Raw genomic sequence first — 25,190 nt, forward strand, 5'->3', positions numbered from 1 at the left:
ACCGGAGCCCGCTACCCCTCCCCGTTCAGCACCGTGTCCAGAATGCGCGCCCACTGCGTCACCACGCGATCACGGCGCGGCTTGTCGTCCGTGAGGAGCGTGGCGAGACCGAGCCCCCGGGACATGTCGAGGAGGCCCTGCACGGTCTCGCGGACGCCGGGGACCGACTCGTCGGCGCCCAGGAGGGCAACCGCCGTACGGTGTGCCTCGCGGCCGACGCGGGCCTCCAGGGCGGTGACGCGGTCCCGGAGCGGCGCCTCGTCGGAGGCGGCCACCCACAGGTGCAGGGCGGCGCGGAAGAGGGGGCCCGTGTAGAGGTTGACGATCTCCTCGACGACGATGCGGGTACGGGCGGCGGACCCGGCGGGCGGCAGATCGTGCGCGACGGCCTTGAGCGCGCCCTGACGCTTCTCGGCGACATGCTCGACGGCCGCGGTGAACAGGTCTTCGCGGGTGCGGAAGTGGTGCTGGGCGGCCCCCCGTGAGACGCCCGCCCGCTCCGCGACGACGGAGACCGTGCTGCCGCTCCAGCCGCGTTCGGCGAGGCAGGAGACCGCCGCTTCCAGGAGGGCGCGGCGGGTGGCGCGGCTGCGTTCCTGCTGCGGTTCCTTGGGGCCGCGCGCGGGGGTCACCGTGCCCATGACGGTTCCCTGCGCTGGAGGAAGGCGGTCATGCCCTCCCGGGCCTCGTCGGAGGCGAAGAGACGGGCCGAGGTGTCGGCGAGGGCCGCCGTGTCACGGTCGAAGACGCGCAGCACCTCCGCCGTGACCAGCGCTTTGGACTCCGCCAGGCCCTGAGGGGAGCCCTTCCGCAGCCCGGCGAGGACCGGTTCCAGGGCGGCGTCCGGGTCCTCGGCGGCCAGTGTCACCAGCCCGGTACGGGCCGCTTCGGCGGCGTCGAAACGCTCGCCGGTGAGGTAGTAGCGGGCGGCGGCCCTCGGGTCCATGCGGGGCAGCAGCGGCATGGAGATGACGGCCGGCGCGAGGCCGAGGCGGGCCTCGGTGAAGGCGAAGGTGGCGCCGGGGCCCGCCACGGACACGTCGCAGGCACCCAGGAGGCCGAGGCCCCCGGCCCGTACATGACCGGTGACCTTGGCGACGACGGGCTTGGGGAGTTCGATGACAGTACGCAGGAGACGGACGAGGCCGAGGGGCCCGGACGCAGGCGCGCCGGTTCCGTGGGCCGCTTCTCCCAGGTCTCCCGTGGCCGCCCCCTCCGTCGCCTCCGAGAGGTCGGCCCCCGCGCAGAACGTCGTCCCGGTGTGCGTGAGCAGCACCGCCCGGGTGTCCTCACTGGCGGCCGCGGCCGCCAGCGCCGCGTGGAGTTCGGCCACCAGGCGCCGGGAGAGCGCGTTGCGGTTGTGCGGGGAGTCGAGGGTGAGGGTGGTGACGCCCCGCTCGTGGGCATGCCGTACCAGCGGTGCGGCATCGGGCGAGGCGTCCGGGGTGGCGTCCGGTGTGGCGTCGGTCATGAGGCCGTGGAACTCCTTTCCCTGGCGCGCAGTTCGCGCCGCAGGATCTTGCCGGTGGCGGCGCGTGGCACGGTGTCCGTGAACTCCACCCGCCGTACTTTCTTGTACGGGGCGACCTGTCCGGCAACGTACGTGATGACGTCGTCCTCGGTGAGCCGGGCCCCCTGCTCGCCGGGCCGCCGCACGACGTACGCCTTGGGGATCTCGTTGCCGTCCGCGTCGCTGACGCCGATCACCGCGGCGTCCGCGATGCCCTCGTGGGCGAGCAGCACCGCTTCGAGATCGGCCGGGGCGACCTGGTAGCCCTTGTACTTGATCAGCTCTTTGACGCGGTCGACGACGTACAGCCAGCCGTCCGCGTCCACCTGCCCGATGTCGCCGGTGTGCAGCCAGCCGTCGGCGTCGATCAACGCGTCGGTCTCCGCCGGGCGCCCGAGGTAGCCCTTCATGATTTGCGGGCCGCGGATGAGGATCTCACCGCTCTCACCGGTGCCGAGATCCTTGTCGGCGTCCAGGCAGCGGATGCGCATCTCGGTGCCCGGCAGCAGCTTGCCGACCGTGCCGGGCGGCACGTCGACCGCACCGAGCGGTACGACATGAGTGCCGGGCGACAGCTCGGTCATCCCGTATGCCTGCATGACGGGCGGGATGCCCAGACGGCGGGCGCAGGTGTCGGCGAGGCGGGCGTCCAGCGGGGCGGCCGCGCTGACGACGTAGTCGAGCGAGGACAGGTCGTACTGGGCGACGGACGGGTGCTTGGCCAGGGCCAGGACGATGGGCGGAGCCACGTACACCGCGTTGACCCGGTACTTCTCGATCGTGCGCAGGAAGTGTTCGAGGTCGAAGCGGGGCAGCACGACGACGGTGGAGCCGTTGCGCAGCGGGGCGTTCATCAGGGACGTCAGCCCGTAGATGTGAAAGAACGGCAGTACCGCCAGCACACGCTCACCCGGGCCGCTGCTGATCAGCCGGTCGAGCTGGACGAGATTGGTGGCGATGGAGCGGTGGGTGAGCATGACGCCTTTGGGCGTCCCGGTGGTGCCGGAGGAGTACGGCAGGACGGCCACGTCCCGCGCCGGATCGATGGACACGGCCGGCTCGGGCGCGGTGGAGGCGAGCATGTCGCGTACGGAACGGTGGCCCACGGCGCCGTCGCAGACGAACACCTCGGTGATGCCGCCCGCCTGTTCGGCGGCGCTGCGGGCGGTCTCCAGCAGCGGCGAGACGGTGACGATCCAGCTCGCGCCGGAGTCGCGCAGCTGCTGGGCGAACTCGCCGGAGGTGGCCAGGGGGTGGACGGTGGTGACGGCCGCGCCGCAGCGGGAGGCGGCGTAGAAGACGGCCGGGTAGGCGATGGTGTTGGGGCTGTGCAGGGCGAGCACGTCACCGGCCCGGACACCGGCGTCGGCCAGCGCGGCGGCGATCCGCCGCGTGGCGCCGTCGAGTTCGGCGTAGCTGACCGTGGTGCCGTCCTGGCCGTCGATCAGGGCGGGCAGCGCGGCGTGCTCGACGGCCGACCGGCCCAGTACCGCTTCGTGGATCGGCAGGTCCACGGGTGCGACATCGGCGTACTGACTGTGAAAGACCATGGCCATCCCCTCAGCAGCGGCGCGCGTCCGGGCCGGTGCGGGTCGCGGGCGGGCGCCTGTCCGTGTGCGTGCAGCATCGCGGTTACCGGTGCGGTTGTCAGTACGGCGACCGCGATGCCGCGCACGGCCGGTCAGTAGGACTTCGGCAGGCCGAGGCTCTGGTGGGAGACGTAGTTGAGGATCATCTCCCGGCTGACCGGGGCGATCCGCGCCACCCGGGCCGCGGTGATCAGCGTGGCCAGGCCGTACTCGTGGGTCAGGCCGTTGCCGCCGAGGGTGTGCACGGCCTGGTCCACGGCCCGCACGGCCGCCTCCGCCGCCGCGTACTTGGCCATGTTGGCGGCCTCTCCCGCGCCCATGTCGTCGCCCGCGTCGTACAGGTGGGTGGCCTTCTGCATCATCAGACGGGCCAGTTCCAGTTCGATGTGAACCTGGGCGAGGGGGTGGGCGACGGCCTGATGGGCGCCGATGGGCTCCTTCCAGACCTGCCGGGTACGGGCGTAGTCGACGGCCCGCCCGACCGCGTACCGGCCCATGCCGAGCGCGAACGCGGCGGTCATGATGCGCTCCGGGTTGAGCCCGGCGAAGAGCTGGAGCAGCCCCGCGTCCTCATCCCCCACCAGGGCATCCGCAGGCAGCCGTACGTCGTCCAGCGTCAGCTCGAACTGCTTCTCCGGAGCCGCCAGCTCCATGGCGATCTGGCTGCGCCCGAACCCGGGGGCGTCGCGCGGAACGATGAACAGACACGCCTTGAGCTTGCCGGTACGGGCGTCCTCGGTGCGGCCGACTATGAGGGTGGCGTCGGCGATGTCCACGCCCGAGATGAAGACCTTGCGCCCGTTGAGGACCCACTCCCCCGTGTCCGGGTCGCGGCGGGCCGTGGTGGTGATGCGGTGCGAGTTGGAGCCGGCGTCCGGCTCGGTGATGCCGAAGGCCATCTTGCGGGAGCCGTCGGCGAGGCCGGGCAGCCAGGCCCGCTTCTGCTCCTCGGTGCCGAAGCGGGCGATGACCGTACCGCAGATGGCGGGCGAGACGACGAGCATGAGCAGTGGGCAGCCGGCCGCGCCCAGCTCCTCCAGCACGATGGAGAGCTCGGTGATGCCGCCGCCTCCGCCGCCGTACTCCTCGGGCAGGTTCACGCCCAGGTAACCGAGCTTGGCGGCTTCGGTCCACAGCTCGTCGGTGTGCTTGCCCTCGGCGACGACACGGGCGAAGTACTCCCGCCCGTAGCGCTTGCCGAGCGCGGCGACGGACGCGCGGAGGGCGCGGTGTTCCTCGGTCTCGATCACGGGGTTGCTCACGGGGACTCCTTCGGAGGGGGAGGAGGACGTCACTCGGGGACTCCGGCGCCCGAATCTCGGGTCCCGGATCCCGGATCTCGGACCTCGGACCTCGGATCACGGATCTCACTCGGTGACGACAGCCAGCAGCGTGCCGACCTCGACCTGCTGACCGGCCTTGACGTGCAGGGCGCTCAGCGTGCCGGAGGCAGGCGCGGTGATCTTGTGTTCCATCTTCATCGCCTCCAGCCAGAGCAGCGGGGCTCCGGCCTCGACGCGGTCGCCCTCGGCCAGGCCGTCGGCCACCCGGACGACCGTGCCGGGCATCGGGGCGAGCAGCGACCCTGGTTCCGTACGGGCGGTGGGGTCGGGAAAGCGGGGCCGGGCGACGAGGGCACGGGAGCCTGCGGCGGAGTCCACGAAGACCTGCGCACCGTAGCGGCCGACGGCGAACTCGCGCCGCACACCGACCACGTCCAGTACCACCCGCCCCGACGCCGCCGACAGCAGCCGTACGCCGGGAAAGTCCTCGGCATGCAGCCCGTCGCGGCCCAGCCGGTAGCGGATCTCGCGCTCGACGCCGCCGCAGTCGTACGTCCTGGTCTGGGGCTGCGACGGCACGTTGCGGAAGCCGCCGAAGCGGGACCGGCCGTGCGCGTCGGCGAGGGCGGCGGCCAGCGCGCACAGCCCGGTGACAGTTGCGTCCGGGTCTTCCGTCAGCTCACTCAGGTTGCGGTCGTAGAACCCGGTGTCCAGGCCGGTGGCGGCGGCGAACTCGGGGTGCCGCAGGGACCGTACGAGCAGGTCGCGGTTGGTGGCCGGGCCGTGCACCCGGGCCCGCTCCAGCGCACCCGCCAGCTTCCGTACGGCCTCGGCGCGGCTCGGCGCCCAGGCGATGACCTTGGCGAGCATCGGGTCGTAGTGCACCCCGATGACGGCACCGTCGTCCACCCCCGAGTCGAGCCGCACGCCGTCGGGCACGGAGAGGCGGTGCAGCGTGCCGGTCTGCGGCTGCCAGCCCGCTGCCGGGTCCTCCGCGTACAGCCGGGCCTCGACGGCGTGACCGCGCGGCGCGGGCGGCTCGTCCGGCAACGCCTCCCCCTCGGCGACCCGCAGCTGGAGCGCGACAAGATCGACGCCGTACACGGCCTCGGTGACCGGATGCTCGACCTGGAGGCGGGTGTTCATCTCCAGAAAGTGAGCATGCCCGGCGGCCGAGACGAGGAACTCGACGGTACCCGCGCCCCGGTAGCCGATAGAGCGGGCGGCGTCGGCGGCCGCCGTGTGCAGGGTGGCGCGCAGTCCGTCGGAGAGGCCGGGAGCGGGGGCCTCTTCGATCACCTTCTGGTGGCGGCGCTGAAGGGAGCAGTCCCGCGTACCGAGCGTCCAGACCGTACCGTGCGCATCGGCGAGAACCTGCACCTCTACATGTCTCCCGCCGACCACATACGGCTCGGCGAACACCTCCCCGTCCCCGAACGCCGCCGCGGCCTCGGCCCGCGCCGTCGCCAACTCCCCCGGCAACTCATCCAGGTCCCGTACGACACGCATACCGCGCCCACCACCACCAGCCGCCGCCTTCACCAACAACGGCAAGTCGGCGTCCGTGGCCCGCTCGGGATCGACAGGGGCGAGCAACGGCACCCCCGCCGCCGCCATCAACTCCTTGGCGCGCGTCTTGGACGCCATCGCCTCAATCGCGGCGGGCGGTGGCCCGACCCAGGTCAGACCTGCGTCGGCGACGGCCGTGGCGAACCCGGCATTCTCGGAGAGGAAGCCGTAGCCCGGATGGACGGCGTCGGCGCCGGCGGCCTGCGCTGCCTTCACGATCAGATCGCCACGCAGGTACGTGTCGGCGGGGGCGTTGCCCGGCAGGCGTACGGCGGCGTCGGCCTCGCGGACGTGCGGCGCGTCGGCGTCCGCGTCGGAGTACACGGCCACCGTGGCGATGCCCAGCTCCCGGCAGGTGCGGAAGATACGGCGGGCGATCTCGCCACGGTTGGCGACGAGGAGGGAAGAGATCACTGGTTCCTCACATCCGGAAGACGCCGAAGCCGCCGCGCGCGCCCTCGACGGGGGCGGTGTGCAGGGCGGACAGGCACAGGCCGAGGACGGTTCGGGTGTCGCGCGGGTCGATGACGCCGTCGTCGTAGAGCCGCCCGGACAGGAACATCGGCAGCGACTCGGACTCGATCTGCTGCTCCACCATGGCGCGCAGCCCGGCGTCCGCCTCGTCGTCGTACGGCTGCCCCTTGGCGGCGGCGGAAGCGCGCGCCACGATCGACAGCACCCCGGCCAGCTGCTGCGGGCCCATCACGGCGGACTTGGCGCTGGGCCAGGCGAACAGGAAGCGCGGGTCGTAGGCGCGGCCGCACATGCCGTAGTGCCCGGCGCCGTAGCTAGCCCCCATCAGCACGGACAGATGCGGCACCCGCGAGTTGCTGACCGCGTTGATCATCATCGCGCCGTGCTTGATGATGCCGCCCTGCTCGTACTCCTTGCCGACCATGTAGCCGGTGGTGTTGTGCAGGAAGACGAGCGGGATGTCACGCTGGTTGGCGAGCTGGATGAACTGCGCCGCCTTCTGCGACTCCGCGCTGAACAGCACGCCCTGCGCGTTGGCGAGTACACCGACCGGGTAGCCGTGCAGCTCGGCCCAGCCGGTGACCAGACTCGGCCCGTACAGCGGCTTGAACTCGTCGAAGTCCGACCCGTCGACGACACGCGCGATGACCTCGCGGGGATCGAAGGGCGCCTTGAGGTCACCGGGCACGATGCCCAGCAACTCCTCCTCGTCGTACTTCGGCGGCTCGGCGGGACCCGGATCGCTGTGCGCCTTCCGCCAGTTCAACCGCGCGACGACCCGCCGGGCCTGGCGCAGCGCGTCCGGCTCGTCCACGGCGAAGTGATCGGCGAGCCCCGAGGTACGGGCATGCATCTCGGCGCCGCCCAGCGACTCGTCGTCGCTCTCCTCACCGGTGGCCATCTTGACCAGCGGCGGCCCGCCGAGAAAGACCTTCGCCCGCTCCTTGACCATGATCACGTGGTCGGACATGCCCGGGATGTACGCGCCGCCCGCCGTCGAGTTGCCGAAGACCACGGCCACGGTCGGGACACCGGCCGCGGACAGCCGGGTGATGTCCTTGAACAGCGCACCGCCCGGAATGAAGATCTCTTTCTGACTGGGCAGATCCGCGCCCCCGGACTCCACCAGCGACACGACGGGCAGCCGGTTGGCGAAGGCGATCTCGTTGGCGCGCAGCGCCTTCTTCAGCGTCCAGGGGTTGCTGGCCCCGCCCCGTACGGTCGGATCGTTGGCCGTGACCAGGCACTCCACCCCCTCGATCACCCCGATACCGGTGACCAGCGACGCGCCCACCGGGTAGTCGCTGCCCCAAGCGGCCAGCGGCGACAGCTCCAGAAACGGCGTGTCCGGGTCGACAAGCAGCTCGATGCGCTCACGGGCCAGCAACTTGCCACGCTTGCGATGCCGCTCGACGTACTTCGCACCGCCCCCGCCCATGGCCTTGGCATGCTCGGCCTCGATCCCCCGCAACTTGTCGAGCATCGCCTCCCGGTTGGCCACGTACTCAGGCCCTGACGGGTCCAGCCGGCTGCCGAGCACGGTCACAGCAACACCTCCGGTATGTCCAGGTGACGGGCGCGCAGCCACTCCCCCACGGCCTTGGCCTGCGGGTCGAAGCGGGCCTGCGCGGCGACGCCCGCACCGAGCAGCCCGTCGATCACAAAATTGAGCGACCGCACATTCGGCAGCACGTGACGCGTGACAGCCAGCCCCGCCGTCTCCGGCAGCAGCTCCCGGAGCCGCTCAACCGTCAGTTCATGCGCCAGCCACCGCCACGCCGCGTCCGTACGGGCCCACACCCCGACGTTCGCCGACCCGCCCTTGTCGCCGCTGCGAGCACCGGCCACCAGGCCGAGCGGCGCCCGGCGGAACCGGCCGTCATGAGCGAGAGGTTCGGGCAGGGCGGGGTCCGGCAGCGGCACCAGCTCCCGCGTCTCCCCAGGCGGCGGTACCTCGACACGACCACCGTCAGGCAGTACGGCGGTATGCGACACACCCGCCCCGTCCACATACTCGGCCTCGAACACACCGTACGGCTCACCCTTGCCCGGCGGCGCCGTCACATGGAACCCGGGAATGCTGCCGAGCGCCAGCTCGATCGCCGCCCCGCTGACCACCCGCCCGACCGCTCCCTGGTCGGCGTCCCGCACCACCAGCCGCAGCAGGGCGCTCGCCTCCTCCTGGACGGCGGCGTCCACATGATCGGTCCGGGCCAGCGACCACTCCACGGACGCCGGCCGCCGCCCGGCAGCCGCAAAAGCCGCGTCCATCTGCTGTTTCACCAAGGCGGCCTTGGCCTCGATGTCCAACCCCGTCAGCACGAACGTGACCGCATTGCGCCACCCGCCGAGCCGGGTCAGCCCCACCTTCAGCGTCGACGGCGGCGCCTCCCCCCGCACCCCCTCGATCCGCACCCGATCGGGCCCGTCCTCCGTCAGACACACCGAGTCCAGCCGAGCAGTCACATCCGGCCCCGCGTACCGCGCCCCGGCCGTCTCGTACAGCAATTGCGCGGTGACGGTGCCAACGTTCACCACGCCACCCGTACCAGCCTGCTTGGTGATCACGGAGGACCCGTCGGCGGCGATCTCCGCGACCGGAAAGCCGGGCCGGCGCAGGTCGTGCTCAGCGAAGAACGCGTAGTTGCCGCCGGTGGCCTGGGTCCCGCACTCCAGGACATGCCCCGCGACGACCGCACCGGCCAGCCGGTCGTGATCAGTGGGCGCCCACCCGAAGTGCGCCGCTGCCGCCCCGCTGACCAGCGCGGCGTCCGTGACCCGGCCGGTCACGACCACATCGGCCCCGGCACGCAAGCACGCGGCGATGCCCCCGCCACCCAGGTACGCATTGGCGGTCAGCACACCCTCACGCCCGGCGTACCGGGCCAACAGGTCATCCCCCTCCACATGCGCGACCCGCACCCGCACGCCGACCCGCGCCGCCAGCTCCCGCACCGCGTCGGCCAGCCCCGCGGGATTGAGCCCCCCGGCATTGGTGACGATCCGCACCCCACGCTCAACGGCCAGCCCCAGCCCCTCCTCCAACTGCCGCAGAAACGTCTTGGCATAGCCGCGCGCGGGATCCTTGAGCCGGTCCCGCCCCAGAATCAGCATGGTCAACTCGGCAAGGTAGTCGCCGGTCAGGACATCCAACGGGCCACCGGTGAGCATCTCCCGTACGGCATCGAAGCGATCGCCGTAAAACCCGGAGGCATTGCCGACGCGCAGCACTTCCCCACCGCCGGTCACCGTCCGTTCTCCCGGCCACTCCGGCCACCCGGCTCCCGCCCCTTCCCCGGCGGCCCGGCAAACGCCTGCGCGATACCCAACCACCGCTCGGCGTCCGCCCCATCAGCCCGTACATCCACATCGTCACGATGGGCACGCTGAGTGACCAACAAACAGAAACCGAGCGCGTCACCGGTCACCCGCTGCGCCGCGTCCTCGGGCCCGTACGCCCAGATGCCGCCGCCGGGAGCACGCAACTCAACCCGGAACTCGTCCTCCGGAGCGGCCAACCCATGCGCCGCGTACGCGAAGTTCCGCGCCCGCACCCCGATACGGGCCACGTGCCGCAGCCGCGCCGTGGGTTCGCGCGTCACCCCGAGCGCATCGGCGACGTCCTGCCCGTGCGCCCAGGTCTCCATCAGCCGCCCGGTAGCCACCGAAGCGATGCTCATCGGCGGCCCGTACCAGGGCAGTTTGTCCCCCGCCGGCCGCGCGGCAAGCACCTCTTGCAGCTCGCCCCGCCCCGCCCGCCAACGGGCCAACAGCCGATCCGGCGGCGCCTGCGCTTCCTCGGCCGCCCCCTCGTCGACGAAGGTCGCGGGCGAAGCCAGCGCCCGCTGGACGGCTTCCTGAAAAGCGGCGGGGTCCGTCGCGGACAACAGCGCCTGCCGATCAGTCCAGGCCAGATGCCCGATCTGGTGGGCGACGGTCCAGCCCTCGGCCGGGGTCGCCACCCCCCACCGCTCCGGCGCGAGCCCACCGACCAGCGCGTCGAGCGCGTCCCCTTCATCCTTCAGATCGGCCAGCACGGCATCGGCGTCGGACACGCGGCACTCCCCTCATCGGCCATCTGCCGCACGGGCAGGGCACGTTGATTCATGCGGCACGGGTTGCGGGACCGAGCGTGACAGCAGGCCGAGAAACAATCAAGCACGCCTGCATGATTTTCTGAGCGGGCGGCTGGTGGGGGTGCGCGTTCTGTGCGAAGGGTCCGGTGGTGGGGGCTCGGGGCCGCTCCGGGGTCACTCCTCGGCATCCTTTAGTTGAAGTGATTCGGATAGTGGGCCAGCGTGCGGACTGCCTGCGGGGAGACCCCTGCGCGACCCCGAGCCCTGACCGGATGGCGGCTTTCCGAGCGATCGGCCTGGGGACTCCCACAAGCCGGGCGCGCCCCGGCACCCCGGTGGCCTCGGCGCCCGAGTGCCCGGGCGCGCGAGTACCCGAGTGGCGTCCGGCGCGTCAGCGTCCGGGTGCCCGAGTGGCCGGGTGTGGTCCGGCGCGTCAGCGCCCGGTGGCGCGGCGGAGCCGTGTCGGGGTGGGCTGGCCTGGCGTGCGCGTTCCACCGTCGGGGAGTGGGCTGCCGTGCCGCCATGCCCGCCGTGAGCCTCACCATCAGGAGGGCGGGCACCGGTGTGATCGGAAACTCCCCCCACCGACCTCGGCTCGCCGAACCGGCCGGAGGGGGCGCGTAGGGGGCCATCCCCGCAGGCAGTCCGCACGCTGCCCCACGTATCAATTCACTTCAACTAAAGGATGCCGAGGAGTTGGCCCCCTGCGCGCCCCCGCCCCCACCCACGAAAGCAATGCGAGCCGAACGTCAACCCAAAACCACCCGCGCGAAGCGCGAACGCCATCGGCGCGCGCCAGGCACAGAACGGCCGCACCCCGTAGGGCTCCGCATAGGGGGCCACAGACTGGCGAACCTCCCGCTGCCGCCCCGGCCCTTGCCGTGCGGCACCAGCCAACCCAGCCGGACCAGTTCGCGGACATCGCGGATTGCCTGCTGATCGGAGAGCTCGGCATCCTGCTGGTAGACAGCGCGCCGCACCTTCGAACCCCAGAACGCCGGCAGCAGCGCAAAGACCATGCGCTCGTCCAGCCCGGACTGCTCCGTGGCTGAGCGGAGGTGGCCCCAGGCGCGGGAGAGCAGGTCGGTACGGCGCTGGGCCCGCTGAGCCTGACGGTGGTGAGCTTCCAGGCAGACACGGACCCACGCGTGCGTGTCCCGCTGCGGGGCCCACGTGGGGCCGCCAACCTGTTGCAGGACGCGGTAGTACCCGTACGTGTTCTGCCCGCGGCCGAGCCACTCCTCGATGGAAGAGAACTCCGGCCGCAGCAGGCTGTCGGCCTCACGAGCGAACACCAGCGTGGACACAGCGCGGGACATGCGTCCGTTACCGTCCTTCCACGGGTGGATGTTCACCAGATTCAGGTGGGCCATCGAGGCCCGCACACGCACCGGAGCGTCCAGCTCCCCATGGTTGAGCCAGTCGACCAGTTCTGCCATCAGAGCCGGCACGTCACAGTGCCCGGGGGCCGTGTAGGCGGACACCATCGGGTCGTCGGGACTGGTGACGAACACGGGCCCGTCCCGCCAGCGCCCCGGCCACTTGTCCAAGTGGTGCCCCTGCAGCATGAAGCGCAGGCCAATGAGCAGGCCGGTGTCGTAGCGGAAACCGTCACCGGCGTCCGCCAGTGCCTGATGGAGTTCGACCCGGCGATCGCCCGCGCGGTCAGGTCCCGCCGTAACTGCCCCGACCAGCGGGGCCGGGCGCGCAGCACATGCCGCAGCTTTTGCCGCATCTCCTCGATCTCCGCGAGAACGCGGTGATCAACGGCGTCCAGCGGCGGAGTCTCGTACAACATGCCACGACGTCACCGTGGCTGGATAATCACGCCAGCCTGTTCATGTGTCGGGCGCGCACCCGTCACCCCTTCCCACCCCCACTCCGCACCGCCCCCACACTCGCCAACACCACCAACGCGATCGCCACCACCTCGGCCCACCCCAGCGCCTGGTGCAGGACCAGGAAACCGGCCAGGGCGGCGGCGGCCGGTTCCAGGCTCATCATCACCGCGAAACCGGAGGCCGGGAGTTTGCGCAGGGCGAGGAGTTCGAGGGTGTACGGCGTGACCGAGGAGAGCAGGGCGACGGCGGCGCCGAGGCCGATGGTGACCGGGTCCAGCAGGGCCGTACCGGCAGTGGAGATGCCGAGCGGCAGGCTCAGCAGCGCTGCCACCGTCATCGCCAGGGCCAGCCCGTCCGCCTGCGGGAAGCGCTGTCCGGTGCGGGAGGACAGCAGGATGTACGCGGCCCACAGGGCGCCGGCCGTGAGGGCCAGGCCCGCGCCGAGGGGATCGAGTCCGTCGAAGCCCTCCCGGCCGAGCAGGGCCACCCCGCCCAGCGCGAGCGCTGCCCACACCAGGCTCAGCGCCCGGCGCGAGGTGACCACCGACAGGATCAGGGGGCCCATGAATTCCAGGGTGACGGCGGCGCCCAGCGGGATGCGGTCGATCGCCTCGTAGAAGAGGGAGTTCATGCCGACCAGCGCGACGCCGAAGGCGAGGACCGTGGCCCAGTCGCCCCGCGAGTAACCGCGCAGCCGCGGGCGGCAGGCGATCATCAGGACGAGCGCGGCGACGACCAGCCGGAGGGTGACCACGCCGAGCGCGCCGGCCCGCGGGAAGAGCAGTACCGCGACCGAGGCACCGAACTGCAGCGAGATGATGCCGCCGATGACCAGCGCCACGGACGTCAGGTGCCCGCCCGCCGCCGCGCCCTGTTCGGCGGCCCGGACCTCCGGGGAGGCCGGGACCACCTCGGACGCCGGGGCCGTGACCGGTACCGGCTCCGGGACCGGCGGTACGGGCGGGAGGCTGCTGGACTCGTGGCGCGACTCGTTCACACGCCTACGCTAAGGCCCGCCTCCCGCGCCGTGAAATGTGCTGTCCACCAGGTGTCATGGCCGGCGGACGGACGGAACGGAATGTGGCGTTCCGTGCCCTCAGGGCCGCGTCGGGGGCTCGGCCGACGGGCCTTCGGGCAAGGAGCCGTCCGTTCCCCCGGCCGCCTCCGCGGCCATCCCTTCCGCCAGCACCTCCGCCAGATGTCGCGCACGCCGCCCCGCGAGCTGATCGATCTGGGTGCGGCAGGAGAAGCCGTCGGCGAGGACCTCCGTGCCGGGGGCCGCGTCCCGTACGGACGGCAGGAGCTGTTCCTCGGCACAGGCCACGGACACGTCGTAGTGGCTGCGCTCGAAGCCGAAGTTCCCGGCCAGGCCGCAGCAGCCGCCGCTCAGCGCGCCGTCCAGCCCGGCACGGGCGCGCAGGCGCTGCTCGGCGGCCTCGCCGAGTACGGCGTGCTGGTGGCAGTGGGTCTGGCCGACGACCGGGCGGCCGACGCGCGGTGGCTCCCAGGCGGGTGCCTGTTCCTCCAGGGTCTGCGCGAAGGTCCGTACGGACGCGGCCACCCGCGCGGCCCGTGGGTCGTCGGAGAGGAGTTCGGGCAGGTCGGTGCGGAGGGCGGCCGCGCAGCTCGGTTCGAGGACGGCCAGCGGGGTGCCGTCCGCCAGCAGCGGGTCGAGGGCGTCCACCGTCCGGCGCATGACCGCGCGTGCCTGGTCGAGCTGGCCGGTCGAGACGTAGGTCAGGCCGCAGCACAGCGACGCCCGGCGGCGGCCCGCCTCGGGCAGGCGTACGTCGAGGCCCGCGGCCTCCAGGACGTGGACGGCTGCCCGGCCCACCTCGGGCGCGAGGTAGTTGGTGAAGGTGTCCGGCCACAGCAGGAGCACCGGCCGTTCCCGGGTTCCCGCCGCCCCCGTCGGGCCCACCGACCCCGCTGTACCCGCCGGACCCGCTGCACCCGTCAGTCCCACCGGCCCCACCGACACCGTCGGACCCGCTGCCTCCGTCGGACCCGCCGACCCCGCCAACCCCTCCGCCATCTCCGGCCCCTCCGGGGCCACCCGCTTCGCCCACCACCGTACGAACGGCTCGCCGGCCAGCTCCGGAATCGCCCGCTGCGGCGCAATGCCACCGAGGCGCTTGCCCGCCCCGGCCAGCGGCGTCCGGGCCAGTGCGTTGAGGAGCGGAGCGACGGGAGCGGCCGCGCGCAGCCAGCGCGGCAGGCGGCCCATCGAGTAGTGCGCGGCGGGCCGCAGCCGCCCCGCGTAGTGGTGGTGCAGGAACTCGGCCTTGTACGTGGCCATGTCGACGCCCACGGGGCAGTCGCTGCGGCAGCCCTTGCAGGACAGGCAGAGGTCCAGCGCGTCCCGTACCTCCTCGGAACGCCAGCCGTCGGTGATCACCTCGCCCGCGAGCATCTCGTGCAGCAGCCGGGCGCGGCCCCGGGTGGAGTGCTGTTCCTCTCCGGTGGCGCGGAACGACGGGCACATGACGGCCGAGGCGCTCGGGGCGCTGTTGCGGCACTTGGCGACGCCGACGCAGCGCCGTACGGCGGCCGAGAAGTCCCCGCTGTCGTGCGGGTAGCCGAACTCCACGTCCACCGGCTTCCGCGGCAGCGGCGCGAAGCGCAGGTTCTCGTCCATCCGGTCCGGCCGGACCAGCATGCCGGGGTTCAGGCCGCCCGCCGGGTCCCACAGGTCCTTGAAGCGTTCGAAGAGGCCGACCAGTTCGCCGCCGTACATCTTGGGCAGCAGTTCGGCGCGTGCCTGCCCGTCGCCGTGCTCGCCGGAGAGCGAGCCGCCGTGCGCCACGACCAGGTCGCCCAGGTCGCAGGAGAACTCGCGGAACCGGCGGACCCCGGGCTCGCTCAGCAGGTCGAAGTCGATACGGACGTGGATGCAGCCGTCGCCGAAGTGCCCGTACGGCGTGCCGCGCAGGCCGTGCTGGGCCAGCAGGGCCCGGAAGTCCCGCAGGTAGGCGCCGAGCCGCTCGGGCGGCACCGCGCAGTCCTCCCAGCCGGGCCACGCCTCGGAGCCGTCCGGCATGCGGGTCGCGGTCCCGGCCGCGTCCTCGCGCACCCGCCACAGGGCGCGCTGCCGCGCCGGGTCGGTGACCACCGTGTGATCGGTGGTGGCCGCGCCCGCGCCCCGGCACAGTTCCTCGGCACGGGCGAGCGCCTCCGCGGGCGTCCCGCCGCCCATCTCGACGAACAGCCAGGCGCCGCCCTTGGGCAGGCCCGTCGCGTCCCCCACCAGGTCGGCCGCCATGCCTTCGACGGTCGACGGTCCGTACGAGAGCAGCGTGTGCGCCGCCTCGGCCGCCGCGCTCTCGTCCGCGTACCCGAGTACCGCCAGGGCCTTGGCGGCGGGCGGCCTGACCAGCGCGACGGTGGCCTCGGTCAGCACGCCGAGCGTGCCCTCGCTGCCGGTGAGCGCCCGCGCGAGATCGGTGCCCTTCTCGGGCAGCAGGGCGTCCAGCGCGTAACCGGAGATGCGGCGCGGGAGTTCGGGGTAGCCGGTGCGCAGCAGCGCCAGATCACCGTTCACCAGGGCCCGTACGCCGTCCCGCAGCCGCTGCGGGAGCGCGTCCAGTGCCGCCGCGCCCCGCCCGGCACGCAGCCGCTCACCCCCGTACGTCAGCACCTCCAGTTCGCGCACGCTGTCGGCGGTGGTGCCCCACGCCACCGAGTGCGAGCCGCAGGAGTTGTTGCCGATCATGCCGCCGAGGGTGCAGCGGCTGTGGGTGGACGGGTCGGGCCCGAAGGTCAGGCCGTGCGCGCCGGCCGCCGCCCGCAGGTCGTCCAGGACCACGCCCGGCTGGACGACCGCCGTACCGGCCTCGGCGTCCAGCGACACGATGCGCCGCAGGTGCCGGGTGAAGTCCAGCACCACGCCGACGCCGGTGGCCTGCCCGGCGATGCTCGTCCCGCCGCCGCGCGGCACCACCGGCACGCCGTGCTCGCGGCACACCCGCAGGGCGGCGGCGACATCCTCCGCGTCCCGGGGCGCGACCACCGCCCGCGGTACCCGGCGGTAGTTGGAGGCGTCCATCGTCATCAGCGCCCGGTCCCCGGCGGCGAGCGACACCTCGCCGCGTACGGCGTCGGCCAACTCCCGGGCCAGTTCCCGCGTCCCGTCCGGTGTCCCGCGTGTCTTCGTAAGATCAGCCATGCCCCCAGCCTGCCCACTCGGCCGGGGGCGCGCCCTTCCGTTTTCCTGCCCCCTGCCCGGCCGCCGCCCGGTTACGCCCGGAACAGGTTCTCCGGGTCGTACGCCGCCTTGGCGGCGACCAGCCGCCGGTGCACGTCCTCCTCGTACGCGTCGGCCACCGCGTCACCGTGATCGCCGAACAGGAAGTTGACGCTGCGGCCGACCGCCCTGGGCGCCAGCGCCGCCCGTACCCGCGCGTGCAGGGCCCGTACGGACCCGACGTCCGTGCCGTCCAGCGGCGACAGCAGGCGCAGCAGGTACCGCGCGTCCCGGTGGCCGACGGAGCCGCCGCCGACGGCGAGCGCGCCGCCGAGGTGGTTGAGCTGCACCACGGTCATCATCGGGGCGTCCGGCCCGGTCAGCGCGGTCACCTCGCGCAGTTCCGCCGCGTCGAGGCCGCTGAGCAGGACGCTGTCGCCGTCGTAGGCGTGCGGTGTCTCCGGGTCCTGATGGATGGTGTGCGACTCGGTGTACGGCATCTCGCGCAGCGTGTCGGCCACCCGCGGCCCGACCGCGCGCAGCGGCGCGACCAGCCGCTCCCCCTCGGCCACCGGCCCCGTGTACGCGATCCGGATGTGGGCGAGGTAGCGGCCGCGCAGGTGGCCGGGCAGCGCCGGGACGTCCGGGTACGCGATCAGGCCGACCGACGAGGTCAGCGCGTCGGGCAGGCCCTCGGCCCAGGCCAGGTACGCGGCCAGCGCCTCGTCCATCAGGTCGGCCCCGAAGACCAGTTGACCGCCGTACACCCGCGCCACCGGCACCAGCCCGAACTCCAGGCCGGTCACCACCCCCAGCCCGCGCCCGCCGCCGAGCAGCGCCCGGAACAGGCCGGGCTCGCGCTCCGGCGTGACCCAGCGCAGCGCGCCGTCCGCGGTGACCACTTCCACCAGCCGCACCCGGTCCGACGCGTAGCCGAACTCCCGGCCCAGGATGCCCAGCCCGCCCCCGAGCGTGTAGCCCACCACCCCCACGCCGGGCGACGACCCGTTCACCGGCGCCAGGCCGTGCGGCGCGGCCTCCTCGATCACGTCGGCCCAGAGGGCGCCCGCCCCGGCCCACACGGTGCGCGCCTCCGCGTCGACCCGCACCTCGTCCATCCGGCGCGTGCTGACCAGCACTCCCCCGTCGGAGGGCGCCGCCAGCCCGTGCCCGGTCGACTGCACGGACACCGGCAGCCCGTTGGCCCGCGCGTACCGCACCGCCGCCACGACGTCCGCCGCCGTGTCCGCCCCGACGATCACCGAAGGGCGGTGGACGTGCCCGCTCTGGAACCCGGTCCGCTCCGCTTCGTATCCGTCGTCACCGGGCACGAGGACGATGCCGGTGACGCACGAGGCCAGCCCGGTGAGGGTGCCGAACGCGTCGTACGAAGCAGGGGCTTCGGTGATGGCCGACGTGGCGGCAGCGGCAGCGGAGGTGGATACGGAGGTGGCAGCGGAAGCGGAAGCGGAAGCGGTGAATGGTCCGGGCGAACCGAACGAACCGGACGCGGGGGCTGAAACATCGCTGTACGTGGTCTTCATACGGGCACCGTCCCGCCATAACCTGACACCGGCCGTCAAGTTTTCCGTCCGTTTCTCCCTCGGCTCCTCCGGAAGCTCCTCCGGAAGACTGACCGCGTGAAATCCGACCGCCTCCTCTCGATCCTCCTGCTCCTCCAGACCCGCGGCCGGGTACCGGCCGCCGAGCTGGCGACCCGGCTGGAGGTGTCCGTACGGACGATCTACCGCGACGTCGAGTCGCTGTCGGCGGCCGGAGTGCCGGTGTACGCGGAGCGGGGCCGGCACGGCGGGATCGCGTTGCTGCCGGGATTCCGTACCGACGTGACCGGGCTGACCGGCGACGAGGCGCGGGCCCTGTTCGTGCTGGCCGCCGAGGGGGCGCACCACGCGCTCGGGCTGGACGGCGCGCTCGGCTCCGCGCTGCGCAAGGTGATGGCCGCGCTGCCCGCGCCGCACCGGCCCGCCGCCGAGCTGACCAGCCGCCGCATCCTGGTCGATCCCGGGCGCTGGCTGTCCGGGCCGCGGCCGGCCGTGGACCTGGACACCCTGCACACCGCGGTCTTCGCCGACCGGCGGCTGCGCCTGCGGTACCGGCACAGCGGCGAGACCGACCCGCGTACGTACACCGTCGACCCGTACGGGCTCGTCTGCAAGGCCGGGACCTGGTACCTCGTCGCGGACCGGCGGCGGCGCGGACAGCTGTTCCGGGCCGACCGGGTGGTCGCGGCCACCGTGCTCGACACGCCCGTGCGGCGCCGCGACGGCGTGGAGCTGACCGACGCGTGGGAGGCGCTGCGACAGCAGGTGGAGACCCGGCCGGCCGGGCTGCGGGTGACGGCCCGGGTGCTCCGTTCCCGGCTGGACCTGTTCGTCCGCATCATCGGTACGGCGCTGGTGGAGCCGCCGGAGGACACCGGCGGGACATGGGTGACGGTCGAACTGGCGTTGCAGGAGCTGCGCGCGGTGCGCCAGTTGCTCCAGTTCAGCACGTCCCTGGAGGTGCTGGAGCCGCCGGAGGCCCGCGCGGAGCTGGCGCGGGCCGCCGCCTCGGTCACCGCCCTGTACGCGGACGTCCGGCAGCCGGACACGGGTCGGACGGCGGCGCCCGTTCCGTCTCACCCGGTGGACCCTGGTCCTGAACAGGCCCCGTGACGGATTACGCTTCGCCCGTGGCTGATATCCAGATTCCCGCTGACATCAAGCCCGCCGACGGTCGCTTCGGCGCGGGCCCCTCCAAGGTGCGTACGGAGGCGCTCGACGCCCTCGCCGCCACCGGAAGTTCCCTTCTCGGTACGTCCCACCGCCAGGCACCGGTCAAGAACCTGGTCGGCAAGGTGCGCGACGGCGTACGCGAACTGTTCCAGCTGCCCGAGGGCTACGAGGTCGTCCTCGGCAACGGCGGTTCCACCGCGTTCTGGGACATCGCGACCCACGGCCTGATCGAGAACAAGTCCCAGCACCTGACCTTCGGCGAGTTCTCCTCGAAGTTCGCCAAGGCCGCGAAGCTGGTGCCGTGGCTGGCCGAGCCGACGACGGTCTCCGCCGACCCGGGCAGCCACCCGGAGCCGAAGGCCGAGGAGGGCGTGGACGTCTACGCCCTCACCCACAACGAGACCTCCACCGGTGTCGCCGCCCCGGTCCAGCGCGTGGCGGGTGCCGACGACGGCTCGCTGGTGCTGGTGGACGCCACGTCCGGCGCGGGCGGCCTGCCCGTGGACATCACGCAGACCGACGTCTACTACTTCGCGCCGCAGAAGTCCTTCGCCTCCGACGGCGGCCTGTGGATCGGCGTCTTCTCGCCCGCCGCCCTGGAGCGCGCCCGCGGCGTCCACGCCTCCGGCCGGCACATCCCGGAGTTCTTCTCGCTGCCGACCGCGATCGACAACTCGCTGAAGAACCAGACGTACAACACCCCGTCGCTGGCCACCCTGTTCCTGCTCAACGAGCAGCTGGAGTGGATCAACGGCCAGGGCGGTCTGGACTGGTCGGTACGGCGCACCGCGACCTCCTCGCGCACGCTGTACGGCTGGGCCGAGGACTCCAAGTACGCGACGCCGTTCGTCACCGACCCGGCCAAGCGCTCGCAGGTCATCGGCACCATCGACTTCGACGACGAGATCGACGCGGCCGCCGTCGCCAAGGCGCTGCGCGCCAACGGCATCGTGGACACCGAGCCGTACCGCAAGCTGGGCCGCAACCAGCTGCGGGTGGCGATGTTCCCGGCGGTCGACCCGGCGGACGTCGAGGCGCTGACCGCCTGCATCGACCACGTCATCGGCAAGCTGTAGGAAGCACCGCGGTACGTGTCCGGGCCCCGGCGGATCCATCCGCCGGGGCCCGGACGGCGTACCGGAGGGGCGCGTCCGCCGGGCCCGGACGGCGTTCCGACGCGTACGGCCCCTCAGCGGCTGAGCCGCTGAAAGCGCCGTACCGCCAGCGGCAGGAAGACCGCCGTGAGCGCCAGCGGCCAGACCACCGCCATCAGCAGGGCGTGCTGTTCGATCCAGCTGTCCCCCGACGTGCCGGGCCGGCCGAACAGTTCCCGTACGGCGTTGGCCGTCGAGGAGACCGGGTTCCACATCGCGATCGCGCCCAGCCAGTCCGGCATCATCGACGGCGGTGTGAAGACGCTGGAGATCATGCCGAACGGGAAGGCCAGCGCGAACAGTCCGCCCGCCGCTTCCTGGTTGGGTACCAGCAGGCCCAGCAGCACCCCGACCCAGATGAGCGCGAAGCGCAGGTGCAGCAGCAGGGCGAACGCGGTCAGCGTGGCGAGCGCGCCGCCGTCCGAGCGCCAGCCGACGACGACGGCGATCGCCGCCAGCACCGCGAGGTCCAGTGCCGCGCCGCACACGTCCGCCACGCCCCGTCCGCTGACCACCGCCGACCGCGCCATCGGCATCGAACGGAAGCGGTCGGTCACACCCCGGTCCTTGTCGACCGCGACCAGCATCGCGGTGTTCATGAAGCCGAAGGCCATGGTCATGGCGAACATGCCGGGCATGGCGTAGTCCCGGTAGGAGCCCTCGCCGCCGACGTCCATCGCGCTGCCGAAGACGTAGACGAAGAGCAGGACGGAGACGATCGGGAAGCCGAGCTGCCAGGCGATGTTGACGGGCTGCTTGAGGAGGTGGGTGAGGTCGCGGCGGACGATGGTCCAGCAGTCGGCGAAAGCCCAGTACAGGTGCCGCTCGGGGGCGGGGGCAGGGACACCGGCGGGGGCGCTCATGCGGCGGCCTCCGTCCGGTGTGCGGGGGCAGTGGCGTCCGCGGCCGCCGTCCGGTGGCCCGTCAGCCGCAGGAAGACCTCGTCCAGCGTCGGCCGCCGCAGCCCGATGTCCGCCACGTCCAGCCCCGCGTCCTGGAGTGCCCGTGCCACCTCGGTGAGCGCCGCCACGCCGTCCGCAACCGGCGCGCCGACCCGCCGTTCCGCCACGTCCGTGTCCGGCGCGGCGCCGTCCGCGGCCACCCCGGCCACGATCCGTGCCGCCCGGGGCAGTTCGGCGGCGTCGCGCAGCACCACCTGGACGCGGTCGCCGCCGATGCCGTGCTTCAGCCCGTCCGGGGTGTCCTCCGCGACGGTCCGGCCGTGGTCGATGACGGCGATCCGGTCGGCCAGCTGGTCGGCCTCGTCCAGGTACTGGGTGGTCAGCAGGACCGTCGTACCGCCCGCGACCAGGTCCCGTACGGTCTCCCAGACCTCGTTGCGGCTGCGCGGGTCGAGTCCGGTGGTCGGCTCGTCCAGGAACAGCACCTCAGGTGCGAGCAGCACGCTGGAGGCCAGGTCCAGGCGCCGCCGCATACCGCCGCTGTAGTGCTTGACCTGTTTGCCGGCCGCGTCGGACAGGCCGAAGCGCGCCAGCAGTTCGTCCGCGCGGGCCCGGGCCCGCCGGCCGTCGAGGTGGAAGAGCCGTCCGAACATCTCCAGGTTCTGCCGCCCGGTCAGGATCTCGTCCACGGCGGCGTACTGCCCGGCGAGGCCGATCCGCTTGCGTACGGCGTGCGGCTCGCGCGCCACGTCGTGCCCGGCGACCACCGCCCGCCCGCCGTCCAGGCGCAGCAGCGTCGCCAGGATGCGTACGGCGGTGGTCTTGCCCGCGCCGTTCGGGCCGAGCAGGCCCTGGACGGTGCCACGCCGCACGGCGAGGTCGAAGCCGTCGAGCGCCCGTTTGTCCCCGTACCGTTTCGTCAGGCCCTCCGCCAGGACCGCCGCCTCGGACACCGATGTCGTCATGCGTCTCCCCGCCCTTCCCGGCTCCCCGAAACCGGGTACGCCGTACTCAGTTACCGGGTACACCGTACCCAATAATCGCGTACGGCGTACCCGGTTTCTGTGCGGCCGCTCTGACACCGGCTCTTAGACTGGGCGCACCATGACGACAGAACACAGCGGCAGCGGCGACGCGGCACGCAGCATGGAGCTGCTCTGGGGCACCGGCGAGCGCCCCACCCGCGGGCCCAAGCCCGGCCTGACCCTCGACCGGATCGTCACCGCCGCGGTGGCGGTAGCCGACGCCGAGGGGATCGGCGCGGTCTCGATGCGCCGGGTCGCCGCCGAGCTGGGCGTCGGCACGATGTCCCTGTACCGCTACGTCCCGGGCAAGGGCGAGCTGCTGGACCTGATGCTCGACAAGATCGCGGCGTTCGGCGCCGACGGATTCCCCGGTCCCGAGGCCGGCTGGCGGGCCGTCCTGGAGAATGTCGCGCGCCGCGCCTGGCGGCTCCACCACCTGCACCCCTGGCTGCTCCAGGTCGACCAGACCCGCCCGCTGCTGGGCCCCAACTCGGTGGACGTACTGGAGCACACGGTCCGCGGGATGTCCGGCCTCGCCCTGCCCGACCCGCAGAAGATGCGGCTGCTGACGGTCGTGGAGGGCTATGTGGCGGGCGCGGCCCGTACCCGGCTTAACTCGGCGATGGCCGAGAAGCGCACCGGCGCCACCGACGAGGAGTGGTGGAAGATCCAGGGCCCCTTCCTCGTCAAGGCGATGGAGACCGGCCGCTACCCGCACCTCGCCGGGCTCTCCGAGGACACCTTCAGCTTCGAGGACGACTGCGACGACGAGGGAGACGCCCTGTTCGAACTGGGCCTGGGGCTCCTGCTCGACGGCTTCGCCGCGTACATCGAGAAGCGGGACGGCTGACGGCCGGCAGACCGGGCGCCTCCGAAGGCGGGCGCGCCCGGTCTCCCCTCCTGTGCCTCACTTGCGCCGGAACATCCGCCGCAGCATCAGCACCACCACCGTCGCCACCCCGAACGTCGCCGCCGCCAGCAGCACGTTGCGGTTCTTGCCCGCCTCGCCCTGGCCGCCGTCCGCCGGGTCCCCCTTACCGGTGCCGTCGCCGTCGCCCTTACCGTCGGCCTGCTTCGCCGACTCCGGCAGCTGGTCCCCGCTGAGCCCCACCGGCTGCACCTGGCTGCCCTTGCCCTCCGACCCGAACAGCAGCGTCCGCCCGTCGGGAGTGAAGGTCACCGACTCGCCCTGCCTCTGCAACGGCACACCCACGCTCCCGATGTCCTTGGGACGCCCGCCCTCCCACCGGTACATCTCCGCGCCGAAGTACCCGCGCAGCAGCAGCCGCGTACCGTCCGGCGAGAACGCGCCGTCCGTCACCCACTGGTCGATGCCCGCGATCCGGCGGAAGGTGTTCGTGCCGCGCGCCGACAGCCGCTCGGGGCCCTCGTACAGGGCCGCGCCGCCGCTCCTCTTCTTGCTGACGATGTAGACCCGCCCCGTCTTGGGGTGCACCATCATCGCCTCGGCGTCCCGCGGGCCCTCGTCGTACTTGACCGTGAGCTGCGCCGCGGTGACGGTCTGGTCGCGCAGCTGCTTCGGCTCGGGGAAGCGGTAGATCCATACGTGGTTCCAGGTGCCGCCGAGGTTGTCGCCGATGTCGCCGACGTAGACGTTGCCGTCCGGGCCGACCGAGACGGCTTCCACGTCGCGCGGGTCGCCGATGCCGCGCAGGGTGACGGTCGCCACCGTGCGGCCGGTGCGGCCGTCCACGGCGTAGACGTACGGCCCGTCGTCGCTGTCGTTGTGGGTCCAGTACACGCCGGGGTGGGCCCGGCTGGCCGCCAGTCCGCTGGACTCGGTGATCCGCGGGTCCTCGATCGTGAACCCCGCGGCCCCTCCCCCACCGTCGGCCACCGCCGGCCCGGCCGCCGCGAACAGCACAATTCCCGCGGCCCCGGCCGCGCACAGTAGCGAACGCATGGGCACAGCCTCCCACTTCGGCGGCGCGGCGGTGCGGCCCGGCCGGCCCCCGGGCCCGTATCCGTCCGGCGCCCGCCCGCCGGGGCACCGGACGCGGCTCGCCCCGCCCGCCACCCGGAGCCCCCGGCTCCATAGGATCTCCCCATGACCACCCCGACAGCGCCCTCCGGCGCGCCCGGGCCGGGCGGCCGGGAGGCCGTATGCGTGTGATGTTCGTCGGTGACTCGATGACGATCGGCAGCGCCGGCGACTTCACCTGGCGCTACCGGATGTGGCAGCACCTCAACCGGACCTTCGGCGGCCCCTACCGCATCGTCGGGCCGCGTAGCGAGCTGTACGACGTGTCCGCCGACGCGGCGGTCTCGCACGCCTACCGCGACCCGGACTTCCCCGAGCGCGCCCGGCGCCACCTCGCCGGCTGGGGCGAGGGCTGGTGCCACATGGTGCCGCTGATCGGCGACGCGGTGCGCCGGACCAAGGCCGACACCCTGCTGGTCTCCCTCGGGCTGATAGACCTCGGCTTCTACACGAACGCGGAGCAGACCGCCGCGAACGTGCACCGCTTCGTCGCCGAGGCACGGGCAGCCGACGCGGGCGTACGGGCCGTGCTGATGCCCGTCATCCCGAACACCCGCGCCCTGTCCGACGCCCCCTTCGCCGCCGAGTGCGAACGCTTCAACGAGCTGCTGGCCAAGGCCGTCGCGGACCTGTCGACGCCCGCCTCACCGCTGCTGCTGGCCTCCCACCCGGACGGCTACGACCTGGACCGGGACACCTACGACGGCACGCACCCCGCCGCCTCGGGCGAGCACCTGCTCGCGGCCGCCTTCGCGGACGCCCTGCACCAGGCCTGGGACGTGGGCGCCCCGTACGTGGCGGCAGGGAACTGAGGGCCGCGGGGTGCGGCACACTCCTTGATTCGAGC

Annotated in this window: 19 protein-coding genes; 4 read left to right on the forward strand and 15 right to left on the reverse strand. The window is 72.8% G+C overall.

Features of this window, described 5'->3' with window-relative positions; all coding sequences use genetic code 11:
• Positions 1-11 precede the first annotated feature (11 nt).
• The 12 genes from OEIGOIKO_RS16635 to OEIGOIKO_RS16690 all read right to left on the reverse strand — a co-directional run bounded on the left by OEIGOIKO_RS16635 (position 12) and on the right by OEIGOIKO_RS16690 (position 18,069).
• On the reverse strand, positions 12-641 hold the full coding sequence (locus OEIGOIKO_RS16635) for a TetR/AcrR family transcriptional regulator (RefSeq protein ID WP_125054724.1): 630 nt from the start codon (positions 639-641) through the stop codon (positions 12-14).
• Positions 629-1,471: an enoyl-CoA hydratase family protein gene (locus OEIGOIKO_RS16640; RefSeq protein WP_125054725.1), complete on the reverse strand. Its 843-nt coding sequence runs from the start codon at positions 1,469-1,471 to the stop codon at positions 629-631. Before OEIGOIKO_RS16640 ends, OEIGOIKO_RS16635 begins: the two co-directional genes overlap by 13 nt.
• Positions 1,468-3,060: a 4-coumarate--CoA ligase family protein gene (locus tag OEIGOIKO_RS16645; RefSeq protein WP_125054726.1), complete on the reverse strand. Its 1,593-nt coding sequence runs from the start codon at positions 3,058-3,060 to the stop codon at positions 1,468-1,470. Before OEIGOIKO_RS16645 ends, OEIGOIKO_RS16640 begins: the two co-directional genes overlap by 4 nt.
• A 131-nt stretch (positions 3,061-3,191) precedes the next feature.
• Entirely contained in the window at positions 3,192-4,361 is a 1,170-nt protein-coding gene (locus OEIGOIKO_RS16650; protein WP_125054727.1) for an acyl-CoA dehydrogenase family protein, read from the reverse strand.
• 105 nt (positions 4,362-4,466) lie between these two features.
• Positions 4,467-6,365 carry an acetyl/propionyl/methylcrotonyl-CoA carboxylase subunit alpha gene (locus OEIGOIKO_RS16655; RefSeq protein WP_125054728.1) on the reverse strand — a complete coding sequence of 633 codons (1,899 nt, stop codon included), beginning with the start codon at positions 6,363-6,365 and terminating at the stop codon, positions 4,467-4,469.
• A gap of 7 nt (positions 6,366-6,372) precedes the next feature.
• On the reverse strand, positions 6,373-7,971 hold the full coding sequence (locus tag OEIGOIKO_RS16660) for an acyl-CoA carboxylase subunit beta (protein ID WP_125054729.1): 1,599 nt from the start codon (positions 7,969-7,971) through the stop codon (positions 6,373-6,375).
• Entirely contained in the window at positions 7,968-9,674 is a 1,707-nt protein-coding gene (locus tag OEIGOIKO_RS16665) for an acyclic terpene utilization AtuA family protein (protein ID WP_125054730.1), read from the reverse strand. Before OEIGOIKO_RS16665 ends, OEIGOIKO_RS16660 begins: the two co-directional genes overlap by 4 nt.
• Complete coding sequence (locus OEIGOIKO_RS16670) at positions 9,671-10,480, reverse strand: TIGR03084 family metal-binding protein (RefSeq protein ID WP_125054731.1); 810 nt, start codon at positions 10,478-10,480, stop codon at positions 9,671-9,673. The genes OEIGOIKO_RS16665 and OEIGOIKO_RS16670 overlap by 4 nt, the downstream gene beginning before the upstream one ends.
• Before the next feature lie 770 nt (positions 10,481-11,250).
• The gene (locus OEIGOIKO_RS16675; RefSeq protein ID WP_246177373.1) at positions 11,251-12,015 is read right to left on the reverse strand and encodes a Fic family protein; all 765 of its coding nucleotides are present in this window, start codon (positions 12,013-12,015) and stop codon (positions 11,251-11,253) included.
• A gap of 346 nt (positions 12,016-12,361) precedes the next feature.
• Positions 12,362-13,339, reverse strand: coding sequence for an EamA family transporter (locus OEIGOIKO_RS16680; RefSeq protein WP_371858930.1), 978 nt, complete (start codon positions 13,337-13,339; stop codon positions 12,362-12,364).
• A gap of 99 nt (positions 13,340-13,438) precedes the next feature.
• On the reverse strand, positions 13,439-16,507 hold the full coding sequence (locus tag OEIGOIKO_RS16685) for an FAD-binding and (Fe-S)-binding domain-containing protein (protein WP_246177374.1): 3,069 nt from the start codon (positions 16,505-16,507) through the stop codon (positions 13,439-13,441).
• Positions 16,508-16,578: 71 nt separating this feature from the next.
• On the reverse strand, positions 16,579-18,069 hold the full coding sequence (locus tag OEIGOIKO_RS16690) for an FAD-binding oxidoreductase (RefSeq protein WP_125054732.1): 1,491 nt from the start codon (positions 18,067-18,069) through the stop codon (positions 16,579-16,581).
• 96 nt (positions 18,070-18,165) lie between these two features.
• Here OEIGOIKO_RS16690 and OEIGOIKO_RS16695 point away from each other — a divergent pair, with 96 nt between their 5' ends.
• Both OEIGOIKO_RS16695 and serC read left to right on the forward strand, forming a co-directional pair.
• Positions 18,166-19,200, forward strand: coding sequence for a helix-turn-helix transcriptional regulator (locus tag OEIGOIKO_RS16695; protein WP_125054733.1), 1,035 nt, complete (start codon positions 18,166-18,168; stop codon positions 19,198-19,200).
• Between the two features lie 17 nt (positions 19,201-19,217).
• Entirely contained in the window at positions 19,218-20,336 is a 1,119-nt protein-coding gene (gene serC / locus OEIGOIKO_RS16700) for a phosphoserine transaminase (protein WP_125054734.1), read from the forward strand.
• 113 nt (positions 20,337-20,449) lie between these two features.
• On the opposite strand, the gene OEIGOIKO_RS16705 is transcribed toward serC, so the two are convergent.
• Positions 20,450-21,277, reverse strand: a complete 828-nt coding sequence (locus OEIGOIKO_RS16705) for an ABC transporter permease (protein ID WP_125054735.1) — start codon at positions 21,275-21,277, stop codon at positions 20,450-20,452.
• Entirely contained in the window at positions 21,274-22,281 is a 1,008-nt protein-coding gene (locus OEIGOIKO_RS16710; protein WP_125054736.1) for an ATP-binding cassette domain-containing protein, read from the reverse strand. The genes OEIGOIKO_RS16705 and OEIGOIKO_RS16710 overlap by 4 nt, the downstream gene beginning before the upstream one ends.
• 139 nt (positions 22,282-22,420) lie before the next feature.
• Here OEIGOIKO_RS16710 and OEIGOIKO_RS16715 point away from each other — a divergent pair, with 139 nt between their 5' ends.
• On the forward strand, positions 22,421-23,191 hold the full coding sequence (locus OEIGOIKO_RS16715; protein ID WP_246177375.1) for a TetR/AcrR family transcriptional regulator: 771 nt from the start codon (positions 22,421-22,423) through the stop codon (positions 23,189-23,191).
• A 57-nt stretch (positions 23,192-23,248) separates the two neighbouring features.
• Here OEIGOIKO_RS16715 and OEIGOIKO_RS16720 read toward each other — a convergent pair whose 3' ends face one another.
• Positions 23,249-24,265 carry a TolB family protein gene (locus OEIGOIKO_RS16720; RefSeq protein WP_125054737.1) on the reverse strand — a complete coding sequence of 339 codons (1,017 nt, stop codon included), beginning with the start codon at positions 24,263-24,265 and terminating at the stop codon, positions 23,249-23,251.
• 200 nt (positions 24,266-24,465) lie between these two features.
• Here OEIGOIKO_RS16720 and OEIGOIKO_RS16725 point away from each other — a divergent pair, with 200 nt between their 5' ends.
• Entirely contained in the window at positions 24,466-25,155 is a 690-nt protein-coding gene (locus OEIGOIKO_RS16725; RefSeq protein ID WP_125054738.1) for a GDSL-type esterase/lipase family protein, read from the forward strand.
• Positions 25,156-25,190: the final 35 nt, after the last annotated feature.

The organism is Streptomyces paromomycinus, assembly GCF_003865155.1.
GTDB classification, from domain to species: domain Bacteria; phylum Actinomycetota; class Actinomycetes; order Streptomycetales; family Streptomycetaceae; genus Streptomyces; species Streptomyces chrestomyceticus.

Excerpts from the sequence above, each read along its gene's own strand:
- OEIGOIKO_RS16635 (WP_125054724.1), bottom strand. The coding sequence starts at position 641 with ATGGGCACGGTGACCCCCGCGCGCGGCCCCAAGGAACCGCAGCAGGAA.
- OEIGOIKO_RS16640 (WP_125054725.1), bottom strand. The coding sequence starts at position 1,471 with ATGACCGACGCCACACCGGACGCCACCCCGGACGCCTCGCCCGATGCC.
- OEIGOIKO_RS16645 (WP_125054726.1), bottom strand. The coding sequence starts at position 3,060 with ATGGTCTTTCACAGTCAGTACGCCGATGTCGCACCCGTGGACCTGCCG.
- OEIGOIKO_RS16685 (WP_246177374.1), bottom strand. The coding sequence starts at position 16,507 with ATGGCTGATCTTACGAAGACACGCGGGACACCGGACGGGACGCGGGAA.
- OEIGOIKO_RS16690 (WP_125054732.1), bottom strand. The coding sequence starts at position 18,069 with ATGAAGACCACGTACAGCGATGTTTCAGCCCCCGCGTCCGGTTCGTTC.
- OEIGOIKO_RS16705 (WP_125054735.1), bottom strand. The coding sequence starts at position 21,277 with ATGAGCGCCCCCGCCGGTGTCCCTGCCCCCGCCCCCGAGCGGCACCTG.
- OEIGOIKO_RS16710 (WP_125054736.1), bottom strand. The coding sequence starts at position 22,281 with ATGACGACATCGGTGTCCGAGGCGGCGGTCCTGGCGGAGGGCCTGACG.
- OEIGOIKO_RS16715 (WP_246177375.1), top strand. The coding sequence starts at position 22,421 with ATGACGACAGAACACAGCGGCAGCGGCGACGCGGCACGCAGCATGGAG.
- OEIGOIKO_RS16720 (WP_125054737.1), bottom strand. The coding sequence starts at position 24,265 with ATGCGTTCGCTACTGTGCGCGGCCGGGGCCGCGGGAATTGTGCTGTTC.
- OEIGOIKO_RS16725 (WP_125054738.1), top strand. The coding sequence starts at position 24,466 with ATGCGTGTGATGTTCGTCGGTGACTCGATGACGATCGGCAGCGCCGGC.